24 protein-coding genes are annotated in these 25,054 nt (G+C 60.5%); 12 read left to right on the top strand and 12 right to left on the bottom strand.

Annotation, left to right across the window (positions count from 1 at the left end; genetic code table 11):
• Window positions 1-64 precede the first annotated feature (64 nt).
• The 6 genes from ACSQ36_RS34870 to ACSQ36_RS34845 form a co-directional block, all read right to left on the bottom strand.
• Complete coding sequence (locus ACSQ36_RS34870) at window positions 65-436, bottom strand: c-type cytochrome (protein WP_436185589.1); 372 nt, start codon at window positions 434-436, stop codon at window positions 65-67.
• A gap of 15 nt (window positions 437-451) precedes the next feature.
• Window positions 452-775 carry a ribbon-helix-helix domain-containing protein gene (locus tag ACSQ36_RS34865; RefSeq protein ID WP_213767568.1) on the bottom strand — a complete coding sequence of 108 codons (324 nt, stop codon included), beginning with the start codon at window positions 773-775 and terminating at the stop codon, window positions 452-454.
• A gap of 75 nt (window positions 776-850) precedes the next feature.
• Window positions 851-2,419, bottom strand: coding sequence for a GMC family oxidoreductase (locus ACSQ36_RS34860; RefSeq protein ID WP_436185588.1), 1,569 nt, complete (start codon window positions 2,417-2,419; stop codon window positions 851-853).
• Between the two features lie 45 nt (window positions 2,420-2,464).
• Window positions 2,465-3,097 carry a twin-arginine translocation signal domain-containing protein gene (locus ACSQ36_RS34855; RefSeq protein WP_436185587.1) on the bottom strand — a complete coding sequence of 211 codons (633 nt, stop codon included), beginning with the start codon at window positions 3,095-3,097 and terminating at the stop codon, window positions 2,465-2,467.
• Between the two features lie 41 nt (window positions 3,098-3,138).
• Window positions 3,139-3,534, bottom strand: a complete 396-nt coding sequence (locus ACSQ36_RS34850) for a VOC family protein (RefSeq protein WP_436185586.1) — start codon at window positions 3,532-3,534, stop codon at window positions 3,139-3,141.
• Between the two features lie 1,254 nt (window positions 3,535-4,788).
• Entirely contained in the window at window positions 4,789-5,325 is a 537-nt protein-coding gene (locus ACSQ36_RS34845) for a cupin domain-containing protein (protein ID WP_436185585.1), read from the bottom strand.
• A 305-nt stretch (window positions 5,326-5,630) separates the two neighbouring features.
• On the opposite strand from ACSQ36_RS34845, the gene ACSQ36_RS34840 reads away from it, so the two are divergent.
• Window positions 5,631-7,586 carry a PhoX family protein gene (locus ACSQ36_RS34840; RefSeq protein ID WP_436185584.1) on the top strand — a complete coding sequence of 652 codons (1,956 nt, stop codon included), beginning with the start codon at window positions 5,631-5,633 and terminating at the stop codon, window positions 7,584-7,586.
• 9 nt (window positions 7,587-7,595) lie between these two features.
• Here ACSQ36_RS34840 and ACSQ36_RS34835 read toward each other — a convergent pair whose 3' ends face one another.
• Together ACSQ36_RS34835 and ACSQ36_RS34830 are read right to left on the bottom strand one after the other, a co-directional pair.
• Window positions 7,596-9,026 (bottom strand): cytochrome-c peroxidase, encoded by a 1,431-nt coding sequence (locus ACSQ36_RS34835; protein ID WP_436185583.1) that lies wholly within the window; start codon window positions 9,024-9,026, stop codon window positions 7,596-7,598.
• A gap of 117 nt (window positions 9,027-9,143) precedes the next feature.
• Window positions 9,144-10,826, bottom strand: a complete 1,683-nt coding sequence (locus ACSQ36_RS34830; protein WP_213769079.1) for a phospholipase C — start codon at window positions 10,824-10,826, stop codon at window positions 9,144-9,146.
• A gap of 388 nt (window positions 10,827-11,214) precedes the next feature.
• Here ACSQ36_RS34830 and ACSQ36_RS34825 point away from each other — a divergent pair, with 388 nt between their 5' ends.
• The 6 genes from ACSQ36_RS34825 to ACSQ36_RS34800 are packed head-to-tail and all read left to right on the top strand — an operon-like array spanning window position 11,215 to window position 16,971.
• Window positions 11,215-12,270 carry a substrate-binding domain-containing protein gene (locus ACSQ36_RS34825; protein ID WP_436185582.1) on the top strand — a complete coding sequence of 352 codons (1,056 nt, stop codon included), beginning with the start codon at window positions 11,215-11,217 and terminating at the stop codon, window positions 12,268-12,270.
• Window positions 12,267-13,292 (top strand): ABC transporter substrate-binding protein, encoded by a 1,026-nt coding sequence (locus tag ACSQ36_RS34820; protein WP_436185581.1) that lies wholly within the window; start codon window positions 12,267-12,269, stop codon window positions 13,290-13,292. The genes ACSQ36_RS34825 and ACSQ36_RS34820 overlap by 4 nt, the downstream gene beginning before the upstream one ends.
• Window positions 13,293-13,302: 10 nt before the next feature.
• A complete protein-coding gene (locus tag ACSQ36_RS34815; RefSeq protein WP_436185580.1) occupies window positions 13,303-14,127 on the top strand; it encodes an ABC transporter permease in 825 nt (274 codons plus the stop codon).
• Window positions 14,124-15,038 carry an ABC transporter permease gene (locus tag ACSQ36_RS34810; protein WP_436185579.1) on the top strand — a complete coding sequence of 305 codons (915 nt, stop codon included), beginning with the start codon at window positions 14,124-14,126 and terminating at the stop codon, window positions 15,036-15,038. Before ACSQ36_RS34815 ends, ACSQ36_RS34810 begins: the two co-directional genes overlap by 4 nt.
• Entirely contained in the window at window positions 15,035-16,105 is a 1,071-nt protein-coding gene (locus tag ACSQ36_RS34805) for an ABC transporter ATP-binding protein (RefSeq protein ID WP_213769084.1), read from the top strand. The genes ACSQ36_RS34810 and ACSQ36_RS34805 overlap by 4 nt, the downstream gene beginning before the upstream one ends.
• Before the next feature lie 32 nt (window positions 16,106-16,137).
• Entirely contained in the window at window positions 16,138-16,971 is an 834-nt protein-coding gene (locus ACSQ36_RS34800) for a phosphodiesterase (RefSeq protein WP_436185578.1), read from the top strand.
• 4 nt (window positions 16,972-16,975) lie between these two features.
• Here ACSQ36_RS34800 and ACSQ36_RS34795 read toward each other — a convergent pair whose 3' ends face one another.
• Together ACSQ36_RS34795 and ACSQ36_RS34790 are read right to left on the bottom strand one after the other, a co-directional pair.
• Window positions 16,976-18,319: an ATP-binding protein gene (locus ACSQ36_RS34795; RefSeq protein WP_436185577.1), complete on the bottom strand. Its 1,344-nt coding sequence runs from the start codon at window positions 18,317-18,319 to the stop codon at window positions 16,976-16,978.
• Window positions 18,316-18,978: a response regulator gene (locus tag ACSQ36_RS34790; RefSeq protein ID WP_436185576.1), complete on the bottom strand. Its 663-nt coding sequence runs from the start codon at window positions 18,976-18,978 to the stop codon at window positions 18,316-18,318. The genes ACSQ36_RS34795 and ACSQ36_RS34790 overlap by 4 nt, the downstream gene beginning before the upstream one ends.
• Window positions 18,979-19,278: 300 nt before the next feature.
• On the opposite strand from ACSQ36_RS34790, the gene ACSQ36_RS34785 reads away from it, so the two are divergent.
• The 3 genes from ACSQ36_RS34785 to ACSQ36_RS34775 all read left to right on the top strand — a co-directional run bounded on the left by ACSQ36_RS34785 (window position 19,279) and on the right by ACSQ36_RS34775 (window position 21,509).
• Entirely contained in the window at window positions 19,279-20,010 is a 732-nt protein-coding gene (locus tag ACSQ36_RS34785) for a DUF4118 domain-containing protein (protein WP_213769088.1), read from the top strand.
• Between the two features lies 1 nt (window position 20,011).
• Complete coding sequence (locus ACSQ36_RS34780; protein WP_436185575.1) at window positions 20,012-20,902, top strand: alpha/beta hydrolase; 891 nt, start codon at window positions 20,012-20,014, stop codon at window positions 20,900-20,902.
• A gap of 250 nt (window positions 20,903-21,152) precedes the next feature.
• The gene (locus ACSQ36_RS34775; RefSeq protein ID WP_436185574.1) at window positions 21,153-21,509 is read left to right on the top strand and encodes a hypothetical protein; all 357 of its coding nucleotides are present in this window, start codon (window positions 21,153-21,155) and stop codon (window positions 21,507-21,509) included.
• Between the two features lie 127 nt (window positions 21,510-21,636).
• Here ACSQ36_RS34775 and ACSQ36_RS34770 read toward each other — a convergent pair whose 3' ends face one another.
• Together ACSQ36_RS34770 and ACSQ36_RS34765 are read right to left on the bottom strand one after the other, a co-directional pair.
• Entirely contained in the window at window positions 21,637-21,957 is a 321-nt protein-coding gene (locus tag ACSQ36_RS34770; protein ID WP_031359973.1) for a pyrimidine/purine nucleoside phosphorylase, read from the bottom strand.
• Between the two features lie 214 nt (window positions 21,958-22,171).
• Window positions 22,172-22,681 (bottom strand): Lrp/AsnC family transcriptional regulator, encoded by a 510-nt coding sequence (locus tag ACSQ36_RS34765; protein WP_436185573.1) that lies wholly within the window; start codon window positions 22,679-22,681, stop codon window positions 22,172-22,174.
• A 160-nt stretch (window positions 22,682-22,841) separates the two neighbouring features.
• On the opposite strand from ACSQ36_RS34765, the gene ACSQ36_RS34760 reads away from it, so the two are divergent.
• Window positions 22,842-23,858, top strand: coding sequence for a 1-aminocyclopropane-1-carboxylate deaminase (locus tag ACSQ36_RS34760; protein ID WP_436185572.1), 1,017 nt, complete (start codon window positions 22,842-22,844; stop codon window positions 23,856-23,858).
• A gap of 528 nt (window positions 23,859-24,386) precedes the next feature.
• Window positions 24,387-24,992 (top strand): superoxide dismutase, encoded by a 606-nt coding sequence (locus tag ACSQ36_RS34755; RefSeq protein WP_255631858.1) that lies wholly within the window; start codon window positions 24,387-24,389, stop codon window positions 24,990-24,992.
• The last annotated feature ends 62 nt before the right edge of the window (window positions 24,993-25,054 follow it).

Raw genomic sequence — 25,054 nt, 5'->3', positions numbered from 1 at the left:
CCGCCCACGACCAACCCCAAAAACCGACCAATCCCGTCCACCGGCGCGAGCGAAAAACCACTTCTCATTGATCGGGCGCGCCAGCAAGAATCCACGCGATAACGGTACGCAAGTCGGCGTCGCTAATACCAGGATTCGCCGGCATGGGGACTTCTCCCCAAACGAACGCCCCGCCGTTGCGGACTTTGGCGAACAATTTGTCGGGCGCGGTAGCATCCCCGTGATACTTCTTCGCGATCTCCCGGTACGCCGGTCCGACAACCTGCGAATCCACGGCATGACAGGACAGACAGTTGTTCTTCTGCACGATCGACAAGGCAACCGCACCGTCCGGCGCCGCTTGCGCCACCTTTGCCGGCAGCATGAATGCCACTAATGCTACGAATGCCGCTAACAGCGCGCTGCAAGACCATCTGGCCCATGTTCGTCCGGTCATCGGTTTTATCATCGGTCAGCTCGCCACCTTGTCAGTCGCCGTCGCTGCCACGTGGCTGCGAAAATCCATCGATGCATTCGCCCTCAGCCCTTGATATCGAAGACAGGTGACGCGCAGGAACGACGCAAAATTCGTCGTTTCGCCCAGATGCTGCGTGATCTCCTCATGCAACTTCGCGATCAGCTGGTTGGTCGTCATGTCGTTGTCGGCGGCGAGTTCGGACAAGGTCTGCCAGAACAGGTTTTCCAGCCGGATGGTTGTCGTCACGCCGCTGATGCGCACCGAGCGCGCGCGGCATTCATAGAGAATCGGGTCGGTTTGAGCGTAGATCCTGCACATGGACAACTCCTCACAATGAAGAAGGAACCGCCGGGCGGCGGCTCCTGCGGCTCCCGCGTTTACTTTGGCAAGCCTCTAGATATTACGGCGTTTCATCTGGTCCGCGATGTAATCCGATTGCCGGATCGCCAGCGTCACAATAGTCAGCGTCGGATTTTCGGCCGCGCTCGTGGTGAACTGACTGCCATCCGAGATAAACAGGTTCGGCACATCGAAGGTCTGGCCGTGCTTGTTGCAGACGCCATCACTCGCTTTCGCACTCATCCGGCAGGTGCCCAGATTGTGCGTGGACGGGTAGGGCGGCGTGCGCAGCGTTTTCACTGCCCCGGCTGCCGCGTAGATTGCTTCGCCTTGCTTGAACGCATGATCGCGCATGGCGATGTCATTCGGGTGATCGTCGTAATGGACGTTCGCCACCGGCAACCCGACCTGATCCTTCACGTCATGATTCAGCGTGACGCGGTTGGTTTCACGCGGCATGTCCTCGCCGACAATCCACATGCCGGCGGTATTTGCGTAGTTATCCATATAGTACGTAAAGTCCGACCCCCACGCGCCCGGATCGAAGAACGCGGCGGCGAACGGCAGGCCGAGCGAGATGGTTTCCATTTCATAGCCGCCCGCAAAACCGCGCTTCGGATTGAATTCAGCTTCGTCCGTGATAATGCCTGCCATCACCGTGCCGCGATAAAAATGCACGGGCTCCTTGAACACGCCGAATACCGAGCCCGTCGTGTGCCGCATGTAATTGCGGCCCACCTGGCCCGAGCTGTTCGCGAGCCCGTTCGGATGCTTCGATGATTCCGAGAGCAACAACAGGCGCGGTGTTTCTATCGAGTTTCCCGCGACGCATACCACCCGTGCGCGCTGACGCTGCTGTTTGCCGTCGGCATCCATGTAGACCACGCTGCTCGCTTTCCCGGCGGCGTTCGTCTCGATACGCATCACATGCGACTCCGGCCGCAATTCGAGCCTGCCCGTGGCTTCGCCTGCGGGAATCTCGGTATAGAGCGTCGACCATTTCGCGCCTGACTTGCAGCCCTGGAAACAGAAGCCGAGTTGCATGCAGCGGCCACGTCCGGCGCGCGGCCGGCTGTTGATCGCCATGTGGCCGGTACTGCAGTTCTTGTAGCCGACCTTCGTCGCGCCGTCGTACATGATCTTGAAGTTGTTGTTGCCCGGCAGACCCGGAATGTTGTTCGTGCGCGTGACGCCCATCTTGTCTTCGGCGCGTGCATAGTAGGGTTCGAGATCGGCGAGCGTGATAGGCCAGTCGAGCAGGTTCGCCTGATCGATGGAACCATAGGTCGTGCGCGCCTTGAATTCATGCTCATGCAAACGCAGCGATGCGCCCGCCCAGTGCGTGGTCGTGCCGCCGACCGTCTTGCAGATCCACGCGGGCAGTTCCGGGAAGTCCTTGGCGACCCGCCAGTTACCTGACGTGGTGCGTTTATCGGTCCAGGCGAGTTGCCCGAAGGATTTCCATTCGTCGTTGATGAACGTGGCTGACGACTGGCGCTTGCCGGCCTCCAGCACGACCACTTTCACCCCTTTCTGACATAACTCGTTCGCGAGCGTCCCGCCGCCCGCGCCCGAACCGACGATCACGACAACGGAGTCGTCGTTGTAGTCGAACTTAGCCATGCTTGCCTCCTCGGCAGTATCAGATGTGCGCCCGGATCTCGGATATCAGGCAACCGGCGGACTTGCGTCGGCGGGCGGATTGGGCAGCCAGGTCAGGTCGTTGAAGCCGCGATACACGTAGCCACCCTTGCTGAACGCTTCACCTTCGTAACCGAAATGGGCAAACGCCATCTCGTTGTTGTAGAGCGAGGTGACGCACTGGCCCCGCACGAGCAGGACGAACGGATCGGTCTGATTGGCTTCGACAATGGCGGTTCGCTGCGCGTCCGAGAGGCTTGCGGTGTCGTTCCATTTACCGGACGCGGCATCGTTCAGTTTCGCCACGCCGGTCTTGATGACATCGACAGTCTTCGGGTCGGTGGCTTTTGCGTCCACGTCCTTGACCGCAAGCGCGTAGACCGCGTCCGGCAGCGTCTTGTGCGGATAGAGCGTGCGTGCGAGCACCATGATGGCGTCGGCCTGGTTCTGATCGATATGGCTCAGTTCCACGGCCCAGGCGCGGCTTGGCGCCAGCAGGGCGATCGGGGTGCCTGCCGCGAGCAAACCAGTCAGGACGACGGAACCTTGGAGGAAGTGCCTGCGGCTCACGCGCGCAGACGATACAGCGGGGATCGTGTCGCCAGTCGATCGGGTGAAGGTCTCGGCGACGACTACGGCAATGGGGATTGCCTTGGGCATGATTTGTCTCCTTTTATATTGTGTACCGCGCCAACGTCAGTTCATACGTAGTGACCCTCCCTGGATAACACCTCGATCTTGTAGCCATCGGGATCGGTGATGAAGAAAAAGCGTGCGGCGATGGCGCCGTTGTGGGTCAGCGATTTGAGGTCGCCGGGTTGTAGGCCCTGGGTTAGCAGGCGGTCGCGGAATGCTTCGATATCGTCGACAGCGAATGCCACGTGGCCGTAGCCTGTGCCATGCGTGTAGGGCTCGGTTGTGCCTTTGTTCAGCGTGAGTTCGATCTCAGCGCCGGTGTCGGGATCGCGGAGGTAAACGAGCGTGAAGGTATCGAAGTCAAGGCGGTGCGACTCGCGCATTCCGAACGCGTTTTGATAGAACGCAATGGAGCGATCCAGCGATTCAACGCGAATCATGAGGTGAAGGAATTTGGTCATGCCGGAACTCGTGTCATAACGTCGCTTCAGTATGCAACGTTGACACAAAAGCGGGTAATAGCGGGTTATTACCGGGGCTTGGTTTCGTCGGGTTAAACACCTAGAGGGGAGGGTTTTCGCTCGCGCCGGTGGACGGGGTTTGAGGGGTTTTGCTGTGGTGGGTGGGGTCTATGCTGGGGTGGTCGGTTCTGGGGTTAGTGGGCGGGGTCAATGCCGGGTTGGTCGGTTCCGGGGTTAGCGGTCGGAGTCTATGCCGGGTTGGTGCTTTCGGCCTTAGCGGTCTGCGAGAGTCGGATTTTCTCTTTATCACTATTAGCCACTGTGCGTGGCGGCACGTCATTTCTTTGTCCAAAGCGACAAAGAAACGAAGCAAAGAAAACGCTTTTAAACCACGCTACCCTAAGTGTCCACAGCGTGCAGTTTCTATTCATAGGTGCCCCAAAAGCACGGTGCTCGCCAGAGCGGAGGATGTGTGAAACCCTCCTTCTCGCGAATCCTGACACGAACACGCTTCGCCCCGTACGCTCTCGGGCAAGCACCATTGCTAAGGAACCCGCACGGCCTCACGGGTATTTACGGCTGCGGTTTTTTGACAGCTTAGCTACGTGGTCTGTGCGACCGTATTTGTAGGCCACAGCTTGATGCGTGTTTGTGTTTACTGCTTCAGTTTTTTGTGAATTGGCTGCGCGTTCTGTACAGCTATTTTCGTCGGTTACGGCCACCCGCATCTTCGCGACCTCGTTTCCAGCAGGGTTGGCGACGAGCTTCCAGGTGCGTACAAATTCGGTGGTTGGTCGTCCGCGGATAGCGCGGGGTGCCCCTTAGGCAGGTTCAATCACTGGTGGCGAAGCGTGTGGGTATCGGTGTTCGGAGAAGGAGGGGTTCACACATCCGTGGCTCTGGCGAGCACCGTGCTTTTGGGGCACCTATGAATAGAAACTGCACGCTGTGGACACTTAGGGTAGCGTGGTTGAAAGCGCTTTCTTTGCTTCGTTTCTTTGTCGCTTTGGACAAAGAAATGACGTGCCGCCACGCACAGTGGCTAATAGTGATAAAGAGAAAATCCGACTCTCGCAGACCACCACGGCCGAAAGCAGCAACCCGGCATCAACCCCGACCACTAACCCCAGAACCGACCACCCCGGCATCAACCCCAACCACTAACCCCCGCCCAACCCCGTTTATCTCACGCTCATTTGCCTTCGCCGACGGCATCAAGGCATGGGCGTTTCAACTTTTAACCTGAGCCTTAATTCAAGTCCATTGCTCCAGCAATGGACCTTCGCGCCCTCCAACGGGATCGCTGCGTGGAAACGGTAACACTTCCATTGCAGCGATTTCTCCCTCGGATAGCGCGTCACGCCGGATATCCCATTGCTGGCCCTCGGGATATGCGCCGACGACCTGAAACCGTCCCTCCGTCGCTTGCAGGCAGTGGCCGCTTCCTGCTGGAAGCAGCACGACATCGCCAGCTTCCAGCGAGACGACCAGACCGCCCGGTCCGCCAACGATCACCTCCGCTTTTCCCGATATTACCCCCAGTACTTCATGCGCCGTGGAGTGGAAGTGGTGGTAGTCGAAGATGCTGTCGCGCCACTGCGGCGGCCATTCATTGCGAGCGAACAGCGCTTCGAATGCCGGGCCGAGGTCCTTGCGGGAAGGGTCAAGCGCGCGGCGATAAACCAGTACCGGCAAGTGCCGGTTGTTCGGGACCCATGCGTGCGGTGTCAGCCTGAAGATTTCATAGTCGAGGTCTGAAGCGTGGCTGGCGGATTGAAGATCGTGCTTCATGAAAACTCCTTGATCGGACCGGATGACGAAGGTTCTATCCACGCCAGCTTTTTGCGTGCCCGTGCCCCCGCGCACGCCAACCACCACTCCCCGCCATTGCGTTGAAAAAACTACTGCACCACCGGACGTCCAGGCGCGGTCGTTAAATCTTCCATATTCAATACTATTAACTGTCATATAGCTTTCATTAATGAAAATTACACTTCGCCTGCACCGCGTACCCCCCGACTCATGGTTCATTCGCTCAGGCGTTTCAATGACAGGGTGCGCTGGCCCCCACCCAACAGAAAACCGGACCAGACGACATGCAAGAGCAGCCCAACGTATCGCGCCGTAAAGCCCTGAAACTGCTCGTGGGCGCACCCATGCTGCCCTTGGGCGCGTTCTCCGTTTCCACGCTTTTGGCAGGCTGCGGCGGCGACAACCCGACCGCACCGGTCACGTCGGCGTCGTTCAAGTCCGCTTCGTTCGCTTCAATGGCGGCTCCGTCGCTGGTGGGCACGGCCGCCATGGCGACCACCACGGTCGGCTCGACGCTCACGGTGAGCTACAGCGACGGCACCACGCAAGCCTACAAGCTCGCCTACCAGCCGTTTTTCGTGACGGGCGACATGGTGCCGAACGGCAGCGGTGGCACGACGCTCGCTGGCGGTTATTACGACATCAACAACCAGCCGATCATCGATCAATCCGTCACCGGCAAAGAGCGCCAGTTCTTCTCCGATTGCCCGGACGGCACATCGCTGCTGTCACTCGACAAAACCACGGTTGCCGGCATCAAGGGAAAGGCCGTCTTCGCCGTCGTGCAGTTCGAATATGCGACGCGCGACCAGAGCCTCGTGTCGGTGTATGGACAGTTGCCTTCGCCTATCGCCGTGCTTACGCTCGACCAGGATCAGACCACCGGCAAACTCACGCTCGTGAAGTATCACAACGTGGATACGTCGAAGGCGAACGGATTGTGGATCACCTGCGGCGCGAGCCTGTCGCCGTGGAACACGCATCTGTCGAGCGAAGAATACGAGCCGGACGCAACGGTCATTTCAAGCAACAGCCAGTTCAAGGCGTTCAGCACGAGTCTCTATGGCGACGCGAACCGCGCGAACCCCTACAACTATGGTCATCTCCCCGAAATCACGGTGAACCCGGACGGCACGGGCACGATCAAGAAACACTACAACCTCGGGCGCATCTCGCACGAGCTGGTGCAAGTGATGCCGGACAAGCGCACCGTCATGATGGGCGACGACGCGACCAACGGCGGCCTCTTCATGTTCATCGCGGATCGGGCGGAGGACTTGTCGTCGGGCACGCTGTATGTGGCGAAGTGGGCGCAAACATCGTCGGCCGGCGCGGGCGCGGCCAACCTGACGTGGATCAGGATTGGCAGCGCGACGAGCGCGGAGATCGAAGCAATGGCTTCGAAGCTGCAAGCGTCCGACATCATGGACGTGAGCACAACGGACCCGCGCGACGCGAGCTTCACGAAGATCAATTTCAACGGCACGTTCAACTGGATGCGCATCAAGCCGGGCATGGAGAAGGCGGCGGCGTACCTGGAGACGCATCGGTATGCGGCGTATATCGGCGGGAGCATGGGCTTTACGAAGCTCGAGGGCACGACGATCAACGCGAAGGACAAGATCGTGTACACAGCGATGTCACGCATCGAGAAGTCGATGGTCAAGGGCAACGCGGCATCAACCGATGTAGCCGTCGATAAAACCATCAACGCAGGTGCGGTCTACGCGTTGAACCTGAAAACGGGGCAGCGGGACACGAGCGGCGCCGCGATCAACAGCGAATGGGTACCGGTCGACATGGCTGCGCCGGCTGCGCTGGTGGGCGAAGACCTTTCGCCGTCCGATGCGCTTGGCAATACCGCGAACCCGGCCAAGATCGCGAACCCGGACAACGTGAAGTTCTCGGAGAAGCTGCGCACGCTCTTCATCGGCGAAGATTCGAGCATGCACGTGAACAACTTCCTGTGGGCCTACAACGTGGACACGCAGACCCTGTCACGGGTGCTGTCGTGTCCGGCCGGCGCGGAATCGACTGGCCTTCATGCGGTTGACGAGATCAACGGCTGGACCTACATCATGAGCAACTTCCAGCACGCCGGCGACTGGGAAAGCCCGGTCCACGACAAGGTGAAAGCCGCGCTGGACCCGATCGTGCGGGCCAACTTCAAGGACCGCTTCGGCGCCACGGTCGGTTACCTGACCGCGGACGCGTCCAGCATCAAGCTCGCCAAAGGCTGATCGAGCGGGTCAGCTTCCTTTTTGATAACCATCGGTCAGGGTATGGAGGAACGCGATGATGTCCTTCATCTCCTGATCCGTCATCGCGGGCTTGTCGCCGAACTTGCGGTCGAACGGCGCGTCGGCCACGTCGATGTTCGCGTGGAACTGCGCCGGCAGATCGTCGTACTTGTTGACCTTGCCGTCGGCGCCCTTCGGGTAGAACTTCTGCGGCGCGGTATTGCGGTCGTTGTAGAACGACATGACGTCGTCGAGCGAATGATAGACGCCGTTATGGAAGAACACTTGCCGCGTCGCGGCGTTCCGCAGCGTGGGCGTGAGGAACATGCCGCAATACTGCGTCTGGTCCTTGATGTCGTCACGGAACGGGCCGCACACGCCCATGTCGTAGAACTTCGGATCGTGGTTGACAGCAAGCGCGGTGTTGCGCGGAACGCCGAGCGCTTCGTACTGGTAGTCGGTGAACATCGGCGGCACGCCGTCGGAACTGGGCTTGGACAAATGGCAGCCGGCGCAGTTGGCCTTGTCGGGATCGTTGAAGAGGCGCAAGCCGTGCAACTCTGCTTGCGACAGGCGCGCCTTGCCCTCGAGCCAGTAGTCGTACTTGCTCGAGTACGGATGAAACGACTGCTCTTCAACCTGATAGCGCGCAATCGCAAACATGGCCTCGGAAACGGTGAGGTTCATGCTCTGGAAAATATGCGGGCCGAACAGCTTCGTGAAGTCGTCCTTGTAAGCCGTGCGCTGCAATTTCGCGGAGACATCGGCTTCGCTGGTGTTGGCCATTTCCACGGGGTTGAGCATCGGGCCGGACGCTTGAGCTTGCAGCGTATCGGCGCGGCCATCCCAGAAGAAACCGCCTTGCGGCACCATGGCCGGCGCAGCGGGCGCGACACCCGCGTTCTTTTGCGCCTTGGCGGTGCCGGCGGCTTGCGAGGCGAGGGCGGCGAAATCGGGCGGAGCTTCGGCTTCGCCGGCATCGGGTCCAATGCTGAAGTTAGGCTGCAGATACAGATACATCAGGGAAGGCGGCGGACGGTAGCCTTCCAGCGTCATGTGCGGTCCGCCCAACTGCACGGAAAGTTTGTTCGGCGGTCCGTAGGCGTGGTCCGGGCTGTGGCAGGACGCACACGATTGTTTCCCGGAGGCGGACAGCGACTCGTCGAAGAAAATCTTCTGGCCGAGTTGCGCGACCGCGCTCAACGGCGCGACCGGCGGACGGGAGAGTACGACAGGATTCGGATTGGCACCCGTCAGGTCTTCCACGATAGCGCCCACGCGGGCCGGTACTTGCGAAGGGAAAGCGACGGCCCATCCACTGAATGCGACCGCGCCGAGAACCGCCGCGGCGAGGCATCCGAGCAGGATGTTCTTCGGGCGAGGAAAGCGCGGCTTCTCGCCAGTGGCAGGCGTTACCGGGGGTGTGACGGTGTGCGACATGTTGACCAGGAAGCAAAGGCAGCATCGAAAAAACGCCGCCGGCCGATTGCTCGGCGGCGACGCAGCAAGAACACTACCGTCCGCGTCAGTCATCCGACGCGGACGTTCAGGCAACAATCAGATGGTGGGAACCGATGCGACTGGCGTACCCAGGTTCGGATCGACGAACAGCGTCGGGTTGTTACCCGGGCCGCTGAAGTTGAACATGCCGTTGATGCTGCCGGCAGTTGCGTCGAACGAACCGCCACCGAGACGCGCACCGTTGAGCCAGTTGTCTTCAATGAAGCGAACCACCGAAGCCTGGTTGATCAGCGTGTGGTCCACGTAGTTCACCTTGGCCCACGGCGAGATCACGACGAACGGAATGCGCGTGCCCGGACCGCAGCGGCCATTCACCGGCGCGCCGTTCACACCCAGCGGAGCCGTGCCTGTGCCGCACGTGCCGGCGCCGTTCACCTGGTCGGCAACTGCGTCGAACGACGACGAATTCGGGACTGCGTAAGCATGGTCGTACCAGCCGTCCGAGTCATCCCACGCCACGATCACAGCGGTGCTCGCCCAGTCCGGCTGCTGCTGGAGGAAGTTGACGATCTTTGCCGTGAAAGCCTGCTCGTCGAGCGGATCCGAATAGCCTGCGTGGCCATCCTGGAACGCCGGCGCCTTGATGAAGCTGACGGACGGATAGTTGCCGGCCTTGACGGTGGCGAAGAAGTCGTCGGTGTCGTACTGGTGATTCGCCGGTTCCGGCGTCTTGCCGTCCGCTTCAACCGACAAGCCGATCACAGCCGTCGAGCTCGGGCGTGCATGCGTCGGGTTGGCCGTCGATGCGAAATACTGGAACCAGTTGTGGTGCGGGACATAGTCGGCGGTTGCCTGACCCACCACCGGCGACAGCGTGCTGCGCTTGCAACTCGTCGTGCCGTTGCTGTTCACCGTCGACAGATTGAAGCCGCCCATGAAGCCGCCCCACGAGATGTTTTGGGCGTTCAGCAAGTCGCCGATGTTCTTGCCGGTCATCAACGCGGTGTCGGTCGTGCTCGAGCAGGTGTCGTTGGCCGGATCAACGTCGTTGATCAGCGTGAAGCCGCCCTGGCCGTCGTTCACGTAGTACGAACCCGTGGCTGTCGCGCTGACCGGGCCGGTGCTGAACTTGACGCGCTGCAGGCCGTTGGTCTGACCCGATACGACTTCAAGTGCGCCCGGCGTGGACGGACCGTACGTGGCCGTATAAGCGTTGTCGCTCATCGCGAACTTCTGCGCGTAATTCCAGAGGGCGCCGACCGTGTTGCCGTCGTAGTAGCCCATGACCTGGCCCGCGGTACCGAACGCGCCTGCGCCGCCTGCCGTGCCGCTACCCGTGAACTTCGGGAAGAGGTCGGCTGCGCCGTTGTCGTAGGCGTGTTGTTCAGGCGTGTACGAGTGGTTCTGGTCGGCGGTCGCGGCTTGCGTCCGGTCCAGGCGGAACGGATTGGCTGCGGCCGTGCCGTTGGCCTGGTTCGTGAAGTTGGGGTTGGCCGTCAGCAATGTGCCGCTAAGGCCATTGATTGCCGGCGTACCTGCGGCCGGCGTGAACGCCGGCTCGCCTGCCGGATTCGCTGCGTTCGGATAGGTAGCGAAGTAGTGATCGAACGAGACGTTCTCGTTATAGATCACGACTACATGCTTGATGGGGGTAGCCGTCGCGATCCGGTTCTGGATGGATTGTGACGAACCAGGGTTGCTGTTGCTGCCACCGCAGGCATATAGGCCGATAGCCATTGCCGCGGTGGGTACGCCAACCATTAAGGCTCGACGAAACATGTGCGAAGCTCCCGATGTCGTTGTTTCAGTGCTCGTTGTGGCCGCGTGGCCTTTGGGGGACGGGTGCGGACTGTTCAAAGACCTTTCTTTCGATCCGAGCGCATTGGAACACTTACGGATGAACCCTAAAAGACGGTCTGCTTTCGCTGGCGTTACGTGCAAATAACAGGCAGAAAGAGTCGATAAGGCGGGGCGTTGAACCGCGGTATGGGTTGGCCTTCAATGCCGCTGACGCGAGCGCTGGATCGAGTGTCTGGTGGCCAATTTTTCTGACGCATGAAGGATCGTGCGATTCACCCGGCATGAGTCGCGCGCTTTCACGCGGACGTCACAGAGTGCTTCGATAATCGCTGCTGTAAACGTTTTCAGTTCATTCTTGCCAAAGCCCATGCACTCCACCATCAAGGACGTTGCCGCGCATTCAGGCGTCTCGATCGCCACTGTGTCGCGCGCGCTCAACGCACCGCAATTGCTGAATGCGGAGACGCTCGCCAAGGTGCGGGAGTCGATCGAAGCACTCGACTTCATGCCCAGTGCACGAGGCCGCCAGCTTCGCGGCGTGCGCACGCGGCTGGTCGGCGTGATCGTGCCGACCTTGGCCAATCCCGTCTTCGCGGAGTCGCTGCAAGGCATTGATGAAGCAGCCTCCGCCAGCGACTACCGCCTGATGCTGATGACCACCGCGTACGACAGCGCGCGTGAGCGCCGCGCGATCGAGACCTTGCGCGAGCAACGTGTCGATGGCCTGATCGCGACGGTGGCCGATGCCGAATCCAATCCCTTGCTGGACGAACTCGATCGTATTGGCTTGCCGTATGTGCTGGCGCATAACGACACGATGTATCGCGCGGCGGTATCGGTGGATAACCGGCGGGCAGCGCGTGACGGCGTGTGTGCGTTGTTGCAGCGCGGGCATCGGCGCATCCTGATGCTGGCGGGTTCGTTCGCGGAATCGGACCGTGCGCGTTTGCGATATCGCGGTTATGAAGACGCGATGCTCGACGCCGGTCTCACTCCGCATGCGCCGCTCGAACTCGATTTCAACGCGGAAGATTTGCCGCCTTCGCTGCTCGCCCATCTCTCGGACCCCGCTCGCCGGCCCACCGCGCTTTTCTGCAGCAACGACCGCCTGGCGATGATCGTGATGCGCGGTTTGCGGCATGCGGGCTTGTCCGTGCCGCACGATATTTCGGTGCTCGGGTTCGACGGCATTCCGCTTGGCGAATGGTTATCGACCGCGCTGTCCAGCGTCGCCACGCCGAACCGCGAAATTGGCCGGTGCGCATGGCTTCATCTTGCCAGGCAGCTTGGTCTGCCCGGCGACACCCCCGGCGGCCCCGTCCCGTTCAAGTTGCCTCATAGCGTAAGAACCGGCGCGACCATCGCGCCATTGATCGATCCTGCGGCCACAACGGCCTCCCTCGTATCGGAGAATCCTGCATGAAAATCCGTCATGTCCTGGCTACGCTGCTTGCAGCAACGGCTACTTTCTGCACGGCCGGTGCGGCGTATGCAGACAGCGCCGCCGACAGCACCGCGATCTGCTACAACTGCCCGCCGGAATGGGCGGACTGGGCGAGCCAGATTGCTGCCATCCAGAAGCAGACCGGTATCCGCGTACCGTTCGATAACAAGAACTCCGGCCAGGCTATCGCGCAGATGATGGCTGAGCAAAAGAGCCCGATTGCCGACGTGGTGTATCTCGGCGTTTCATCGGCGTTCCAGGCGAAGGACAAGGGTTTGATTCAACCGTACAAGCCCGCGCATTGGAACGATATCCCTGCAGGCATGAAGGATCCTGACGGTTCCTGGTTCGCGATCCATTCAGGCACGCTGGGCTTTTTCGTCAACAAGGACGCACTCGACGGCAAGCCGGTACCGCGCTCGTGGGCGGACCTGTTGAAGCCGGAATACAAGGGCATGGTGGGTTACCTTGATCCGTCGTCGGCGTTCGTGGGATACGCGGGCGCAGTGGCCGTGAATCAGGCGCTGGGCGGCACGCTCGATAACTTCAAGCCCGGTCTCGACTGGTTCGAGAAGATGAAGGCCAACGCGCCGATCGTCCCGAAGCAGACCGCGTATGCACGCGTGATGTCGGGCGAGATTCCGATCCTGCTCGACTATGACTTTGATGCTTACCGGGCGAAGTACAAGGATCACGCGAACGTTGAGTTCGTGATTCCGAAGGAAGGCACGATCGTGGTGCCGTATGTGATGAGCCTAGTGAAGGGCGCACCGCATCAGGCGAACGGCGAGAAGGTGCTGGATTTCGTGTTGTCCGATGAAGGCCAGCGCCTATGGGCGAACGCGTATTTGCGACCGGTGCGTGGCGGGACTTTGCCACCTGACATAGCCGCGAAGTTCCTGCCGGCGTCGGAGTATGCGCGCGCCAAGGATGTCGATTTCGCGAAGATGGCCGCCAAGCAGAGCGCGTTCGGCGAAGAGTATTTGCGCGTCATGCACTGACCTTCCAACGATGCAAGATTCCACCTTCTCCACCCGCGCGCGGGTCATCCTGCTGGCGCCCGCGCTTGCCGTGTTCTGCGCGTTCTGGCTGCTGCCGCTGGTCGCGTTGCTGCAGGCAAGCGCAGTGCCGGACGCATTCACCGCGTATCGCGAGGTACTGACCAACGCGCGTTATCTGCATAGCTTGCTCGCGACGATTGCGTTGTCGCTGGCGGTGACGGCGGCGACGCTGGTGTTGTCGACCATCGCGGGGTTATTTCTTGCGCGTCGCGAGTTGCCGGCCAAGCGTTTGCTGGTCGCACTGCTGACGTTTCCGCTCGCGTTTCCGGGTGTGGTGGTGGGGTTCATGGTGATCATGCTGGCCGGGCGCCAAGGGTTGATCGGCGCCATTTCCTTACGACTGACGGGTGACCGCTGGGTGTTCGCTTATTCACTCAGTGGCTTGTTCCTCGGCTATCTGTATTTTTCGATTCCGCGCGTGATCGTTACCGTCATGGCGGCTGCAACGAAGCTGGATGCATCGCTTGAAGAGGCGGCGCGCTCGCTGGGGGCATCGCCGTGGCGCATCTTTATCGATGTGGTCATGCCCGCCCTGATGCCTGCATTGATCGCGGCAGGCGCCGTCTGTTTTGCTACCGCGATGGGTGCATTCGGCACCGCGTTCACGCTCGCTACCGACCTAGACGTGTTGCCGATGACCATCTATACCGAGTTCACGCTGAACGCGAATCTTGCGACAGCAGCGGCGCTGTCGATCGTGCTCGGTTTAGTAACCTGGGCCGTGCTGGCGGTCGCTCGCAGCCTCACCGGCGCGACTGTCGCCGCTACCGCATGAGGACGCCGATGCCTGAGTTCCTGAAACCGCGTCGTCTGCTCGTTGCCGGGCAACTGCTGCTGACGCTCGCGCTGGTTGCGTTCATGGTCGTGCCGGTGGTGATGTCGGTGATGGCTGGATTGACCGTCAACTATTTTCGCGGCGTGTCGAGTGGGCTGACGCTCAAATGGCTCGATCAGGTGTGGTCGATGTATCAGGGTTCGGTCTGGTTATCGATAGAGATCGCGCTCGCGACACTTGCCATCACGCTCGCTATTGGCGTGCCCGCAGCGTATGCGCTGGCACGGAGCAATACGCGCTGGGCGCGCTTCGTCGAAGAGTTGCTTGTCCTGCCTATCGCGTTGCCGGGGCTCGCCACGGCGTTGGCATTGTTGTCCGTATATGGCGGCTGGAGCGCGTTTCGCTCAAGCATGTGGTTCATCGTTGCCGGTCATGTGGTCTTTACACTGCCGTTCATGGTGCGCTCGGTCGCCGCCGTCTGCGCGGGAACCGACCTGCGGACAATGGAAGAAGGCGCGGCGAGCCTGGGCGCGTCGTTCGCGCAGCGGTTCCTGACAATCGTGCTGCCGAATGTGCGTCCCGGTATTGTTGCCGGCGCGCTCGCGGTGCTGACTTTGTCGATAGGCGAATTCAACCTGACATGGATGCTGCATACGCCCGACACCAAGACACTGCCGGTCGGACTCGCCGATGCGTACGCGTCCATGCGTCTTGAAGTCGGCAGCGCCTACACTATTCTGTTCTTGCTGATGACCTTGCCGTTGCTGATTGCGATGCAGTGGCTGGGTGTCGATCCGGCTGGTGCGCAAAGTGCTCGCGCCGCGGCCAAACGCAAGCGCGCGTTGTCGCAAAGCGGCTCGACCGGGCAGTCCCTTATTCAACCGTCCCAACCTGTAGAGACTGCACGATGAGACTCGAAGCTGTTCCCGTCACCCTCAGCCGTTGCGCAAAAACGTTTCGCGGGCAGCGTGTGCTCGAACCCGTCGATCTCAGCATCGAACCGGGCGAGACGCTGGTGCTGCTCGGACCGTCAGGCTGCGGCAAGACGACTACGCTGCGGCTGATCGCGGGGCTGGAAAAACCCGACGCCGGGGGCCGCGTGAGTTTCGGTGCCGATGATGTCACGGCGTTGCCTATCGAACGCCGTCAGGTTGGCATGGTGTTCCAGAACTACGCGCTGTTTCCCAATCTCACCGTGCGCGGCAACGTGGGTTATGGCTTGCGGATCCAGAAGGTCGAGGTCTCGGCGGCGCGTCGCCGCGTGGATGAATTGTTGGAGATGACCGAGCTGACCGCGCACGCGGACAAGCCGATTACCGAGTTGTCCGGCGGCCAGCGCCAGCGTGTCGCGCTGGCTCGGGCGCTCGCGCCGAGGCCGCGAGTATTGTTGCTTGATGAACCGCTGACCGCACTCGACGCCCGCCTGCGTGAAACCTTGCGCGCCGAGATGAACGCGTTGCTGCGCGAACTTCGCGTGACCAGCATCTATGTCACGCACGACCAGTCCGAAGCGATGGCGCTCGCTGACCGGATCGTGGTGATGAGCGCCGGGCGCATTGAGCAATGCGGGACGCCGCGCGAGATTTACTACCAGCCGGCGAGCCGTGCGGTGGCGCAATTCATCGGCACATTGAACCGGGTGGCGGGCGAGTGCCGCGATGATGCATTCGTCACGCTTGGCGGTACGATTAGCGTGACGGGACTGGTCGCGCAATTGCGCGCGCGGGATGGGGCACGAGACGGCGCACGCTCAGAAATTTTCTTCCGGCCGGAAGATGCCGTGCTTGTCGATCCGCAGTCGGCGCAGTTGCGCGGCGCGGTGGAGTCGGCGCTGTTTTTGGGTGAACGCACCCGCTTGAAAATCAGGGACGCGGCGCCGGATGCATTGATTGTCGATGTGCCCGGCCGCGTTGAACTGGCGCAGGGAACCGCCGTGGGGATATCGGTGCGCGACGAGGGCTGGGTCGCGCTGCACTGATCCCATCGCTTCAGTTCTAACAAGGAGATGCCATGCTGCTCGCTCAAATCACCGATTTACATATCAAGCTTCCTGGTGTGCTCGCGTATAAAAAAGTCGATACGGCAGCCTGTCTGCGCGCTTGTGTCGAACGTCTCAACGCACTGAGTCCGCGTCCGGATGCCGTGCTGGTGACGGGGGATCTGACGGATTTCGGAACCGCCGATGAATACCGCCATCTGGCGGCGTGTCTGAAACCGTTGGAAATGCCGGTGTATCTGATGGTCGGCAATCACGACGATCGCGCGGCGTTGCGCGAGGTTTTCGATGCACGTTATTTGCACGAAAGCGGTACCGGTAACGACTTCGTGCAATACGCGTTCGATCTGCGAGGTGTGCGGGTTATCGCGCTGGATTCACAGAAGCCGGGGGAGAGCCCGGGTACGCTATGCGATGCGCGTCTTGCGTGGCTTGAGCATGAGTTGGAAGCCGCTGACGGCCGCCCGATGATTGTCGCGTTGCATCATCCGCCGTTTGCTACCGGTATCGGGCATATGGACGACATGGCGCTTGACGCGCAGGCCGCGTCGAAGCTGGAGGCGCTGATTTCGCGGTATCCGAATGTGGAGCGCGTTCTGTGCGGACATGTGCATCGGCCGGTGCATAAGCGCTTCGCGGGAACGATCGCTTCTATTGCACCGTCGACCGCGCATCAGGTGGTGCTTGATCTGCATGTGGATGCACCGTCGGCGTTCGTGCTCGAGCCGGGTGCGTTTGCCTTGCACTATTGGACGGATGGTGTGGGGCTCGTGTCGCATCACGAATACGTCGAGCAGTTCGATGGGCCGTATCCATTTTTTGATGACGATGGGGCGTTGGTTGATTGAGGGTTTAGCCGGTTACTTTTCCCGGCGCCAGCGACCCCACTCTCACGATCAACCCACCCCCGTCCTCGCGATTGCGCACCGCGAGCGTAGCTCCATGTCGCCCTGCAATGCTCGATACAATCGCGAGTCCAAGCCCGCTGCCCGCCCCCTGCGCACCGGCACCGCGATAGAACCGGTCGAACACCCGGTCCAGTTCATCGAGCGCAATGCCTGTACCTGTATCGACCACTTCAACGCCCAGGCCTTGTGCATCGCGCGTGAGTATCACGTCGACTTTGCCACCTTCGGGCGTATGGCGAATCGCGTTATCGACCAGATTGTTCAACAGGATACCCAGCGCATGTTCATCGCCCATTACCACATAGTCGTCCGATGCATTGCCCGCCCGCTCTTCCAGTCCGAGATCAATGCGCTTGGCCTCCGCCAGCAACGACAGATCACTCACGGACCGCTCCGCAAGACGGCGCAGACTCATGGGCGCCACCGACGCCGTCCGGTTCGCGTCCTCACGCGCCATCGCCAATAACTGATGTGCCAGATGAATGATCCGGTTGAGGCGTCCCTCAAGACGCTCGAGCGTTTGGCCATCGTCTTGCAATGTGCCGTCACGCCGGGCCGCCTGAAGCTGCAGCTTCAACGCGGTCAGCGGCGTGCGCAATTCGTGCGCCGCGTCGGCAACAAAGATTCGCTGCGCCTGCGACGCGTCGTTCAAACGCAGCAGCAAGTCATTCAACGCATCGACCAGTGGACGGATCTCGACCGGCACACGGGCGCCAGCCTGCAACGGTTCAAGCGAGTCAAGCGAGCGCCGCGATAACGCACGCGATAACCCACCGATCGGCGCAAGTCCCCGGGCCACGACAAACAACACCAGCGCGATTGTCACCGGCACCACCAGGGCCAGCGGCCACAACGTGCGCCAGGCGAGCCGCAGCGCAAGATCTTCGCGAACGGAGAACGGTTGCGCCACCTGGATGTACCGATCCGGCTGCTGCAGGCCAAACACGCGCCATCGATATTCACCGCGTTCAATCGACTGGAATCCTTCAGCGATACGCGGTAACGCCGGCTCCTTGAGCGAGTGGTAAACAAGCTGGCCTTGCTTGTCCCAGATATCGATCGCAATCAGGTCGTCGGCTATGCCGTCGAACTCGTGGCTGCGCTGCTCAGCAGCGTCGGCAGTGGCAATATTCGCGGGCAACGACAGCGCGACGGTGCGCAGCTCGTAGTCGAATAACTCGCCCGCTTCGCGGCGCGCGGTGTGAAAGATGCCGTAGGCTGCCACTAGCGACGTGGCGGCCAGTCCGAAGATCAGCCAGCCGAGCAGCCAGCGGCGGATGGATGTCATTCGATTCCCTTGAGCCGGTAGCCTACGCCCCGGATCGTCAATATCTGCTCAGCGCCAATCTTGCGCCTGAGACTGTGGACATGCACCTCAATGGTATTGCTGCCCACTTCCTCACCCCATCCGTACAGCTTCTCTTCCAGTTCCGCGCGCCTGAATACGCGTGTTGGTTCTTCGATCAGCACCTGAAGCAACGCGAACTCGCGCGGCACCAGCGGCAACGGCACACCGCCCTTGCTCGCCTCGTGCGAGGCGGGATCGAGAGCAAGTTGGCCATGTGTATAGATGGGCTGCTTCTGGCCGGTACGACGTCGCAGCGCCGCGCGCACGCGTGCGGCGAGTTCGTCGAGATCGAAGGGTTTCATGAGGTAGTCGTCGGCGCCTGCATCGAGCCCGCGAACGCGGTCATCCACGGCATCGCGCGCGGTCAGGATGATGACGGACGCCGCACCGCCTGCCTTGCGGTACGTGTTCAACACCTGGATGCCATCGCGTTTCGGCAAGCCGAGGTCGAGCAGTACGAGGTCGTACACACCATTGGCAAGCGACAGCTCGGCGGCGCGGCCGTCCGCCGCCCAATCGATCGCATAACCCAGCCGGCGCATGGAGTCGAGCACGGTCTCGGCAATCATCTCGTCGTCTTCCACCAGTAATAGCCGCATTGTGAAGTCTCCTGGTCTTGCCTATAAGTGTCGAGCATGAATTGTCTGTGGCAGGTGCTTAAGCGTTCCTTAAGCGTCCTTTAAGCACGGGCTTCCTGGAATCCACCACTCCTTCGATGAACCTTGCCAATGAACAGTGATCCTTAACATCTCCTTATCTGGAAACGGGCAGCGTTAGCGACACGACCAGCGCTGGAATGTCCTTAAGCATCGCTTAAGCCCATGCATTCCACACTGCGTGTAACTGTGTGTAATAATTTGTCCCCGTCCTGATTATTTCGCTGACACAAAGCTGCATTAATGAATATTCAAAACGCCCGCCGCTGGGCGCCACGAGGCAAGCGAGTGTGGTTACTGAGCGCGCTGGCGCTTTGTGTCGCGAGCGGGGTAAGACTCGCCTTGCACCCGGTCCTGGGTCCCGTCATGCCGGGTGTCGCCTTCTGTATAGCGGCGGCAATGGTCGAATATTTTTTTGGTCTCATCCCCTCGCTGACGGTCATGCTGTTGGGACTAGGCATTGCGGATTACCTGTTCGTGCCACCTTACGGCCAGATTGCAGTCATCGATCGCGCCGACGTCATGCTGGCGATTTCTTACCCGCTCGTGACGCTGTCGACCATTACCCTTATTGAACGGCTGCGGCGCGCGCAATTCAGCGCCGAACTGATCGCGGCAGTGGCGCTTTCACGCTATGAAATGCTGCTGCGCGCCGATAACGACCGTGCGCTGTCGCGCCGGGCGGTGGACGAAACGCATCGGCTGGTGCGGCATCTTCCGCATTACCACGACGCCATTATCTTGCTGCAGGCGGTCGATCGCAATGCGGCGCAAGGCGCGAAGGAAATGGCGCCCGGGCGGCTTTTTGCCAATGCTCATCCTGATGATATCGAACGGCTTCAGCGTGGTTTGCAACCGGGGCGGCATCGCGTGCGCATTGGTTCGGGCGACGGCATGCATAAACTCGTGGAATGCATCTGCGAGCGTTTTACCACGCACGCCGGTGAGTTTCTGGTCTTGCGCAGGATTGACTAGCGTGACCAAGGAAACGCCCGCGTTGAACGCTTCGACCTTCTACTCCGGCAGCGACCATGCGGTCCTGATGCTGCATGGCCTGTCCAGTTCGCCGCTCGAAATGCGCCATCTCGCGCGATACCTGAACAGCGAAGGGCTCACTACGTGCGCCCCCAACCTCCACGGTTACAGCGCGGGCACGCCGGAATTACGCATGGAAGCATGGGTTGCGGCCGCGGTCAGGGAATTCGATGCACTGAGCGAGCGTTACCCGCGTGTATCCGTGTGCGGCCTTTCCATGGGCGCTACGCTCGCACTGGCGCTTGTGCGTGAGCGGCCCAGCGCGCAGGCTATCGTGCTGCTGTCCGTCACGCTTGACTACGACGGCTGGGCGATACCGTGGTATCGCTTCCTGCTCGGCTGGGCCTATTACACGCCGATGCGCAATCGCTGGCGGTATCGCGAGGAAGCGCCGTTCGGACTGCGCAACGAGGCATTGCGCGCGAAGATCGGCCGGGCAATGCAGCGTAACGACTTGAGCGAAGTCGGTCCGTCGAGCATCTCGCTTCCCGCGCTGCATGAAGCCAGCCGCCTTGCAGCGAGCGTGAAAAAATCGCTGGCGGCGCTCAAGAACGATTGCCTGCTGATCCATGCGATCGACGACGAAACATCCAGCCCGCGCAACGCGCAGTTCGTTGCTGCGAACGTGGGTTCGACGGTTCTGCGCACCATCTATCTCGACGATTCGTACCACATGATCACCTCCGACAACGAGCGGGAAATCGTCGCCCGCGAGACAGCCGTGTTTCTCAAGGAAAGCGAGGCTGCCAGCAGTGCCGAAGGTGGCGCGAAGCCGGTGGTATCGAAGGCGCTGGCCCGACGCCTCCGGCAGATGGCATCCATCAGCAAATAAAGCCTGGGCGGCAGCCCAGAGCGGCGCCGAAGCTTTCAAAACAATTTTTCGTAACTGAACGCTCCGCGCGCGGATAAGCGTCGCTTAAGCATGTCTCGCGCATTCTATGGTCAACGTGGCGCGGTTTTCTCTCGCCTGACGCAGTGCCGCATTCCGCGTTGCCGGCCGACATGAACGCCGCATCGGATGGAACCGGGTTTGTTCGAGATTGAAAGAAAATTCCGCTTGGCGCGAGCCAGAAGAGACTGTCATGCAAACCACCCTGTCGATCACATTGCGCGCCCATGCGGTGCTCTTGTCGGCGTCGGTGACGGTGCTAACGGCGGCATGCCTTTGCATCGTCTTGCTGCTGCACGTGCCGTTGGGCCATCCCGGCACATTTGGACTCAGGGCGACGATATTCGTTATCGCGGTGCTCGGCGCGCTTTATGTGCGGCATAGGGCAAGCTGCGCGTTTAGCGCAGCCTTGCAGGCGCGTCAGATCGGCTTGAGCGACGTCAACGCGAACGGTATTTCCATCAGCGACGACTGCCCGCACGCGTGGCTTGTTCAGATGTACGCGGAACTCTATCCGGCGGCGGCGCGTCGGCAAATCGCGTCCAGGTAATGCACATGCGACGTGCGTTGCTCGAAGACGGTGGACCGACGGCGTTACAAACCCTTCGCCAATCCACCGTCTTTTTGTTTAAATCAGGCGCGGGGTACGCACCTGAAATAAACGGTCCAGCCTGCGCTCAAAAGTAATGGCAGACGTAGTCGACAGTTTCAATCACTTCAATCTCGAAGCTCGTGTTGCCGGGCACGGTGATGGACTCGCCGGCGCCATATTCACGCCACGCTTCCTCTCCCGGATTGCGCACGCGGCATCGTCCGGCGTTGACATCGATCTGTTCCGGCGCTTGCGTCGAGAACGTCAGCAGCGCCGGGAAAATGACGCCTAGCGTTTTGCGAGTGCCATCGGCGAGCAGGATGGTATGCGAGACACATTTGCCATCGAAGTAGATGTTGGCGTGCTTGATGATCGAGACGTTGTCGAATTGTGCGGTCGTTGTCATGCGTGGAAATTCCTATGGTCCGGTTTGTTGGCCGACGGTATGGGGCTTAAGCCGCCGGCACGGTGATCTGTCTTAATCGTATCGCCAGGCTCGGGATCGGCATGGCCGAACCTTGACGCGTGGTTTGCTGCCCCGCAAAACATAGTCATTATTCTTCAGCTTGGCAATGGCTCCGTGCACGCGCCATGCGCCCGGCCGGCCACGCGCGGACATGCTAGATAGGGAAACTGGTTGTCGACAGGATTTCCTTCAGGACCATGAAGGTCCTGACCTGGCGCACACCGGGCAAGTACAACAACTGTTCGGCATGCAGGCGGTTAAAGCTCTCGCTGTCGCGCGTGCGTACCAGCATGAAGCAGTCGAACTCACCCGTCACAATGTGGCACTCCATGCATCCCGAGACCTTTTGCGCAGCTTTTTCGAACGCGGCGAAGGACTCCGGCGTCGAACGGTCAAGCACCACGCCGATGATCATCAACATGCCCGCGTTGAGCTTCTTTGGTTCCAGCAACGCTACGATTCCCCGAATCAGACCCGCTTGTTTAAGCCGTTCTACGCGGCGTAAACAAGCGGGCGCACTCAGGTTCACCTTGGCCGCGAGCGCAACATTGGAAATAGAGGCGTCGCGCTGAAGCAGCCTGAGGATCGCGCGGTCGACGCGGTCCAGCTCGGCGCCCGATTGACCGCTTACACGTGAGACAGCACGAACTTTTGTTGCGCTCATAGTTATTCCTTCACACATTAATTACGCTGACTAGACATTCATTCAGTGAGAATTAAACAAATGACAATTTAATCGCAACCCTGCTTCAGCCAAAGTTTTTTACCATACTTCTCATCGACGCAAATTAATGCGGCGACTTGGCTGTCTATCGGAGCGACACATGAACCTCAAGAAATTTCCCCGTCACACGCTCACTTTCGGGCCGACGCCGATCCAGCCGCTCGCACGGCTGTCAGAACATCTCGGCGGCAAGGTCGAGCTCTATGCGAAGCGCGAAGACTGCAACAGCGGCCTCGCATTCGGCGGCAATAAAACCCGCAAGCTCGAATACCTGATCCCCGAAGCGATCGCGCAAGGCTGCGACACGCTCGTCTCCATCGGTGGGATTCAGTCGAACCAGACGCGTCAGGTCGCGGCCGTTGCTGCTCACCTCGGCATGAAGTGCGTGCTGGTGCAGGAAAACTGGGTGAACTACTCGGACGCGGTGTATGACCGCGTTGGCAATATCCAGATGTCGCGGATCATGGGCGCGGATGTGCGCCTGGTCGCGGACGGTTTCGACATCGGCTTTCGCAAGAGCTGGGAAGACGCTTTGGAAAGTGTACGGAAGGCGGGCGGCAAGCCTTACGCGATTCCGGCGGGTTGTTCGGACCATCCGCTAGGCGGCCTGGGCTTCGTGGGTTTTGCGGAAGAAGTGCGCCAGCAGGAAGCGGAGCTTGGTTTCAAGTTCGACTACATCGTGGTCTGTTCGGTCACGGGCAGCACGCAGGCCGGCATGGTCGTGGGTTTTGCGGCGGACGGACGCGCGGATAGGGTGATCGGTATCGACGCATCGGCCAAGCCTGAAAAGACCCGTGAGCAGATCCACCGGATCGCGCGGCAAACGGCTGAGCAAGTGGAGCTGGGACGTGACATCACGTTGAACGATATCGTGCTGGATGAACGGTATGGCGGACCCGAATACGGTTTGCCGAACGAAGGCACGCTTGAGGCCATCCGCCTGTGCGCGAAGCTGGAGGGCGTGTTGACCGACCCCGTGTACGAAGGCAAGTCCATGCACGGCATGATTGATAAGGTGAAACGCGGCGAGTTCCCGGATGGCTCGAAGGTGCTGTATGCGCATCTTGGCGGCGTGCCGGCGTTGAACGCTTATAGCTTCCTCTTTCGCGAAGGTTGATCGTGTGAGCGTTCAGGGCTGGGTCTCGCAGTTGACGACCCTGTCCGTTCTCGACGCACGCGGCTTTGCGTCGAACGCCCGATTCGCGGAACGAGCGGTCGGCCAATGAGATCATGAGCGCCTTGGCAACGCGCGTGGGTGCATCGTTAGCGGTGGGTGCGTCGGCCTGGTGCTTAGCCCGCTCGTGGCCGGCAAATTTCTGGCGATGACCGCAGTGCCTGAACTCTTCTGCCTGTTCCGGCCTGGGGTCAATAATGTGAGCAGTCGATGGAATAGACGCCGAACGCGAGGTGTTGTGAAAGTGCGGCCAGGACAGACCGGAGAACCGGTAATGGCTGCAATCACTCCACACTTACGGGTTTCAACATGCTTAATTCGCTTATTTCCCGTCGTCGCCTGATTGCAAGCGGAACGTTGGCGTCGGCTAGCGTCGCGCTCTCGAAGTTTGCGTTCAGCGCTTCCATGCAAGATACGTCGGCCCAATCTCCCGCCGATGCAAAAGCGACGCTCAGCGTTGTGCCCGCTTACCTGGGTTCATCGCCGCAAACGCTGCCGCCGTTGCCCTACGCGGAAAACGCGCTTGAGCCGGTGATCTCGGCGCGCACCATCGGGTTCCATTACGGCAAGCACCATCGCGCGTACTTCGATAACCTGCATAAGCTGCTGGCCGGTACGCCGCTGGCGCAGGCATCGCTCGAACAAGTGATCATGCGATCGCACGATCAACCCGCTCTCGCCGATGTCTTCAACAACGCCGCGCAAGCCTGGAATCACAACTTTTACTGGAATTCGCTGAGCCCGGTTACCACTCAGCCGAGCGACAAACTCCAGGCGGCAATTGTGCGCAAGTTTGGTTCGACCGAGGCGTTGACGAAGGCATTGGTGACGACGTCGGCATCGCAGTTCGGCAGCGGCTGGGGCTGGCTGGTACTCGATCAGGGCGAGCTAGCGGTCATCAAGACGAGCAACGCGGAAACGCCGTTCACGCGCGGACTCGCGCCGTTGTTGACGGTGGACGTGTGGGAACATGCGTATTACCTGGACTATCAGAACCGCCGTCCCGACTATCTTGTTGCTACCGTGTCGCAGCATTTGAACTGGGCGTTTGCGTCGGCTAATCTGGACCGGGTCTGAGGTGGACCGGGGGCGATATGCCCGCAGCGTGGCCGCGGGCGCACAATCCGGGCGCACAATCT

The organism is Caballeronia sp. LjRoot34, from assembly GCF_964253815.1.
GTDB lineage: Bacteria > Pseudomonadota > Gammaproteobacteria > Burkholderiales > Burkholderiaceae > Caballeronia.
The sequence above is the reverse complement of the archived record's forward strand: the minus strand, read 5'-3'. Positions and strand labels throughout refer to the sequence as shown.

Excerpts from the sequence above, each read along its gene's own strand:
- ACSQ36_RS34870 (WP_436185589.1), bottom strand. The coding sequence starts at position 436 with ATGACCGGACGAACATGGGCCAGATGGTCTTGCAGCGCGCTGTTAGCG.
- ACSQ36_RS34865 (WP_213767568.1), bottom strand. The coding sequence starts at position 775 with ATGTGCAGGATCTACGCTCAAACCGACCCGATTCTCTATGAATGCCGC.
- ACSQ36_RS34860 (WP_436185588.1), bottom strand. The coding sequence starts at position 2,419 with ATGGCTAAGTTCGACTACAACGACGACTCCGTTGTCGTGATCGTCGGT.
- ACSQ36_RS34855 (WP_436185587.1), bottom strand. The coding sequence starts at position 3,097 with ATGCCCAAGGCAATCCCCATTGCCGTAGTCGTCGCCGAGACCTTCACC.
- ACSQ36_RS34850 (WP_436185586.1), bottom strand. The coding sequence starts at position 3,534 with ATGACCAAATTCCTTCACCTCATGATTCGCGTTGAATCGCTGGATCGC.
- ACSQ36_RS34845 (WP_436185585.1), bottom strand. The coding sequence starts at position 5,325 with ATGAAGCACGATCTTCAATCCGCCAGCCACGCTTCAGACCTCGACTAT.
- ACSQ36_RS34840 (WP_436185584.1), top strand. The coding sequence starts at position 5,631 with ATGCAAGAGCAGCCCAACGTATCGCGCCGTAAAGCCCTGAAACTGCTC.
- ACSQ36_RS34835 (WP_436185583.1), bottom strand. The coding sequence starts at position 9,026 with ATGTCGCACACCGTCACACCCCCGGTAACGCCTGCCACTGGCGAGAAG.
- ACSQ36_RS34830 (WP_213769079.1), bottom strand. The coding sequence starts at position 10,826 with ATGTTTCGTCGAGCCTTAATGGTTGGCGTACCCACCGCGGCAATGGCT.
- ACSQ36_RS34825 (WP_436185582.1), top strand. The coding sequence starts at position 11,215 with ATGCACTCCACCATCAAGGACGTTGCCGCGCATTCAGGCGTCTCGATC.
- ACSQ36_RS34820 (WP_436185581.1), top strand. The coding sequence starts at position 12,267 with ATGAAAATCCGTCATGTCCTGGCTACGCTGCTTGCAGCAACGGCTACT.
- ACSQ36_RS34815 (WP_436185580.1), top strand. The coding sequence starts at position 13,303 with ATGCAAGATTCCACCTTCTCCACCCGCGCGCGGGTCATCCTGCTGGCG.
- ACSQ36_RS34810 (WP_436185579.1), top strand. The coding sequence starts at position 14,124 with ATGAGGACGCCGATGCCTGAGTTCCTGAAACCGCGTCGTCTGCTCGTT.
- ACSQ36_RS34805 (WP_213769084.1), top strand. The coding sequence starts at position 15,035 with ATGAGACTCGAAGCTGTTCCCGTCACCCTCAGCCGTTGCGCAAAAACG.
- ACSQ36_RS34800 (WP_436185578.1), top strand. The coding sequence starts at position 16,138 with ATGCTGCTCGCTCAAATCACCGATTTACATATCAAGCTTCCTGGTGTG.
- ACSQ36_RS34795 (WP_436185577.1), bottom strand. The coding sequence starts at position 18,319 with ATGACATCCATCCGCCGCTGGCTGCTCGGCTGGCTGATCTTCGGACTG.
- ACSQ36_RS34790 (WP_436185576.1), bottom strand. The coding sequence starts at position 18,978 with ATGCGGCTATTACTGGTGGAAGACGACGAGATGATTGCCGAGACCGTG.
- ACSQ36_RS34785 (WP_213769088.1), top strand. The coding sequence starts at position 19,279 with ATGAATATTCAAAACGCCCGCCGCTGGGCGCCACGAGGCAAGCGAGTG.
- ACSQ36_RS34775 (WP_436185574.1), top strand. The coding sequence starts at position 21,153 with ATGCAAACCACCCTGTCGATCACATTGCGCGCCCATGCGGTGCTCTTG.
- ACSQ36_RS34770 (WP_031359973.1), bottom strand. The coding sequence starts at position 21,957 with ATGACAACGACCGCACAATTCGACAACGTCTCGATCATCAAGCACGCC.
- ACSQ36_RS34765 (WP_436185573.1), bottom strand. The coding sequence starts at position 22,681 with ATGAGCGCAACAAAAGTTCGTGCTGTCTCACGTGTAAGCGGTCAATCG.
- ACSQ36_RS34760 (WP_436185572.1), top strand. The coding sequence starts at position 22,842 with ATGAACCTCAAGAAATTTCCCCGTCACACGCTCACTTTCGGGCCGACG.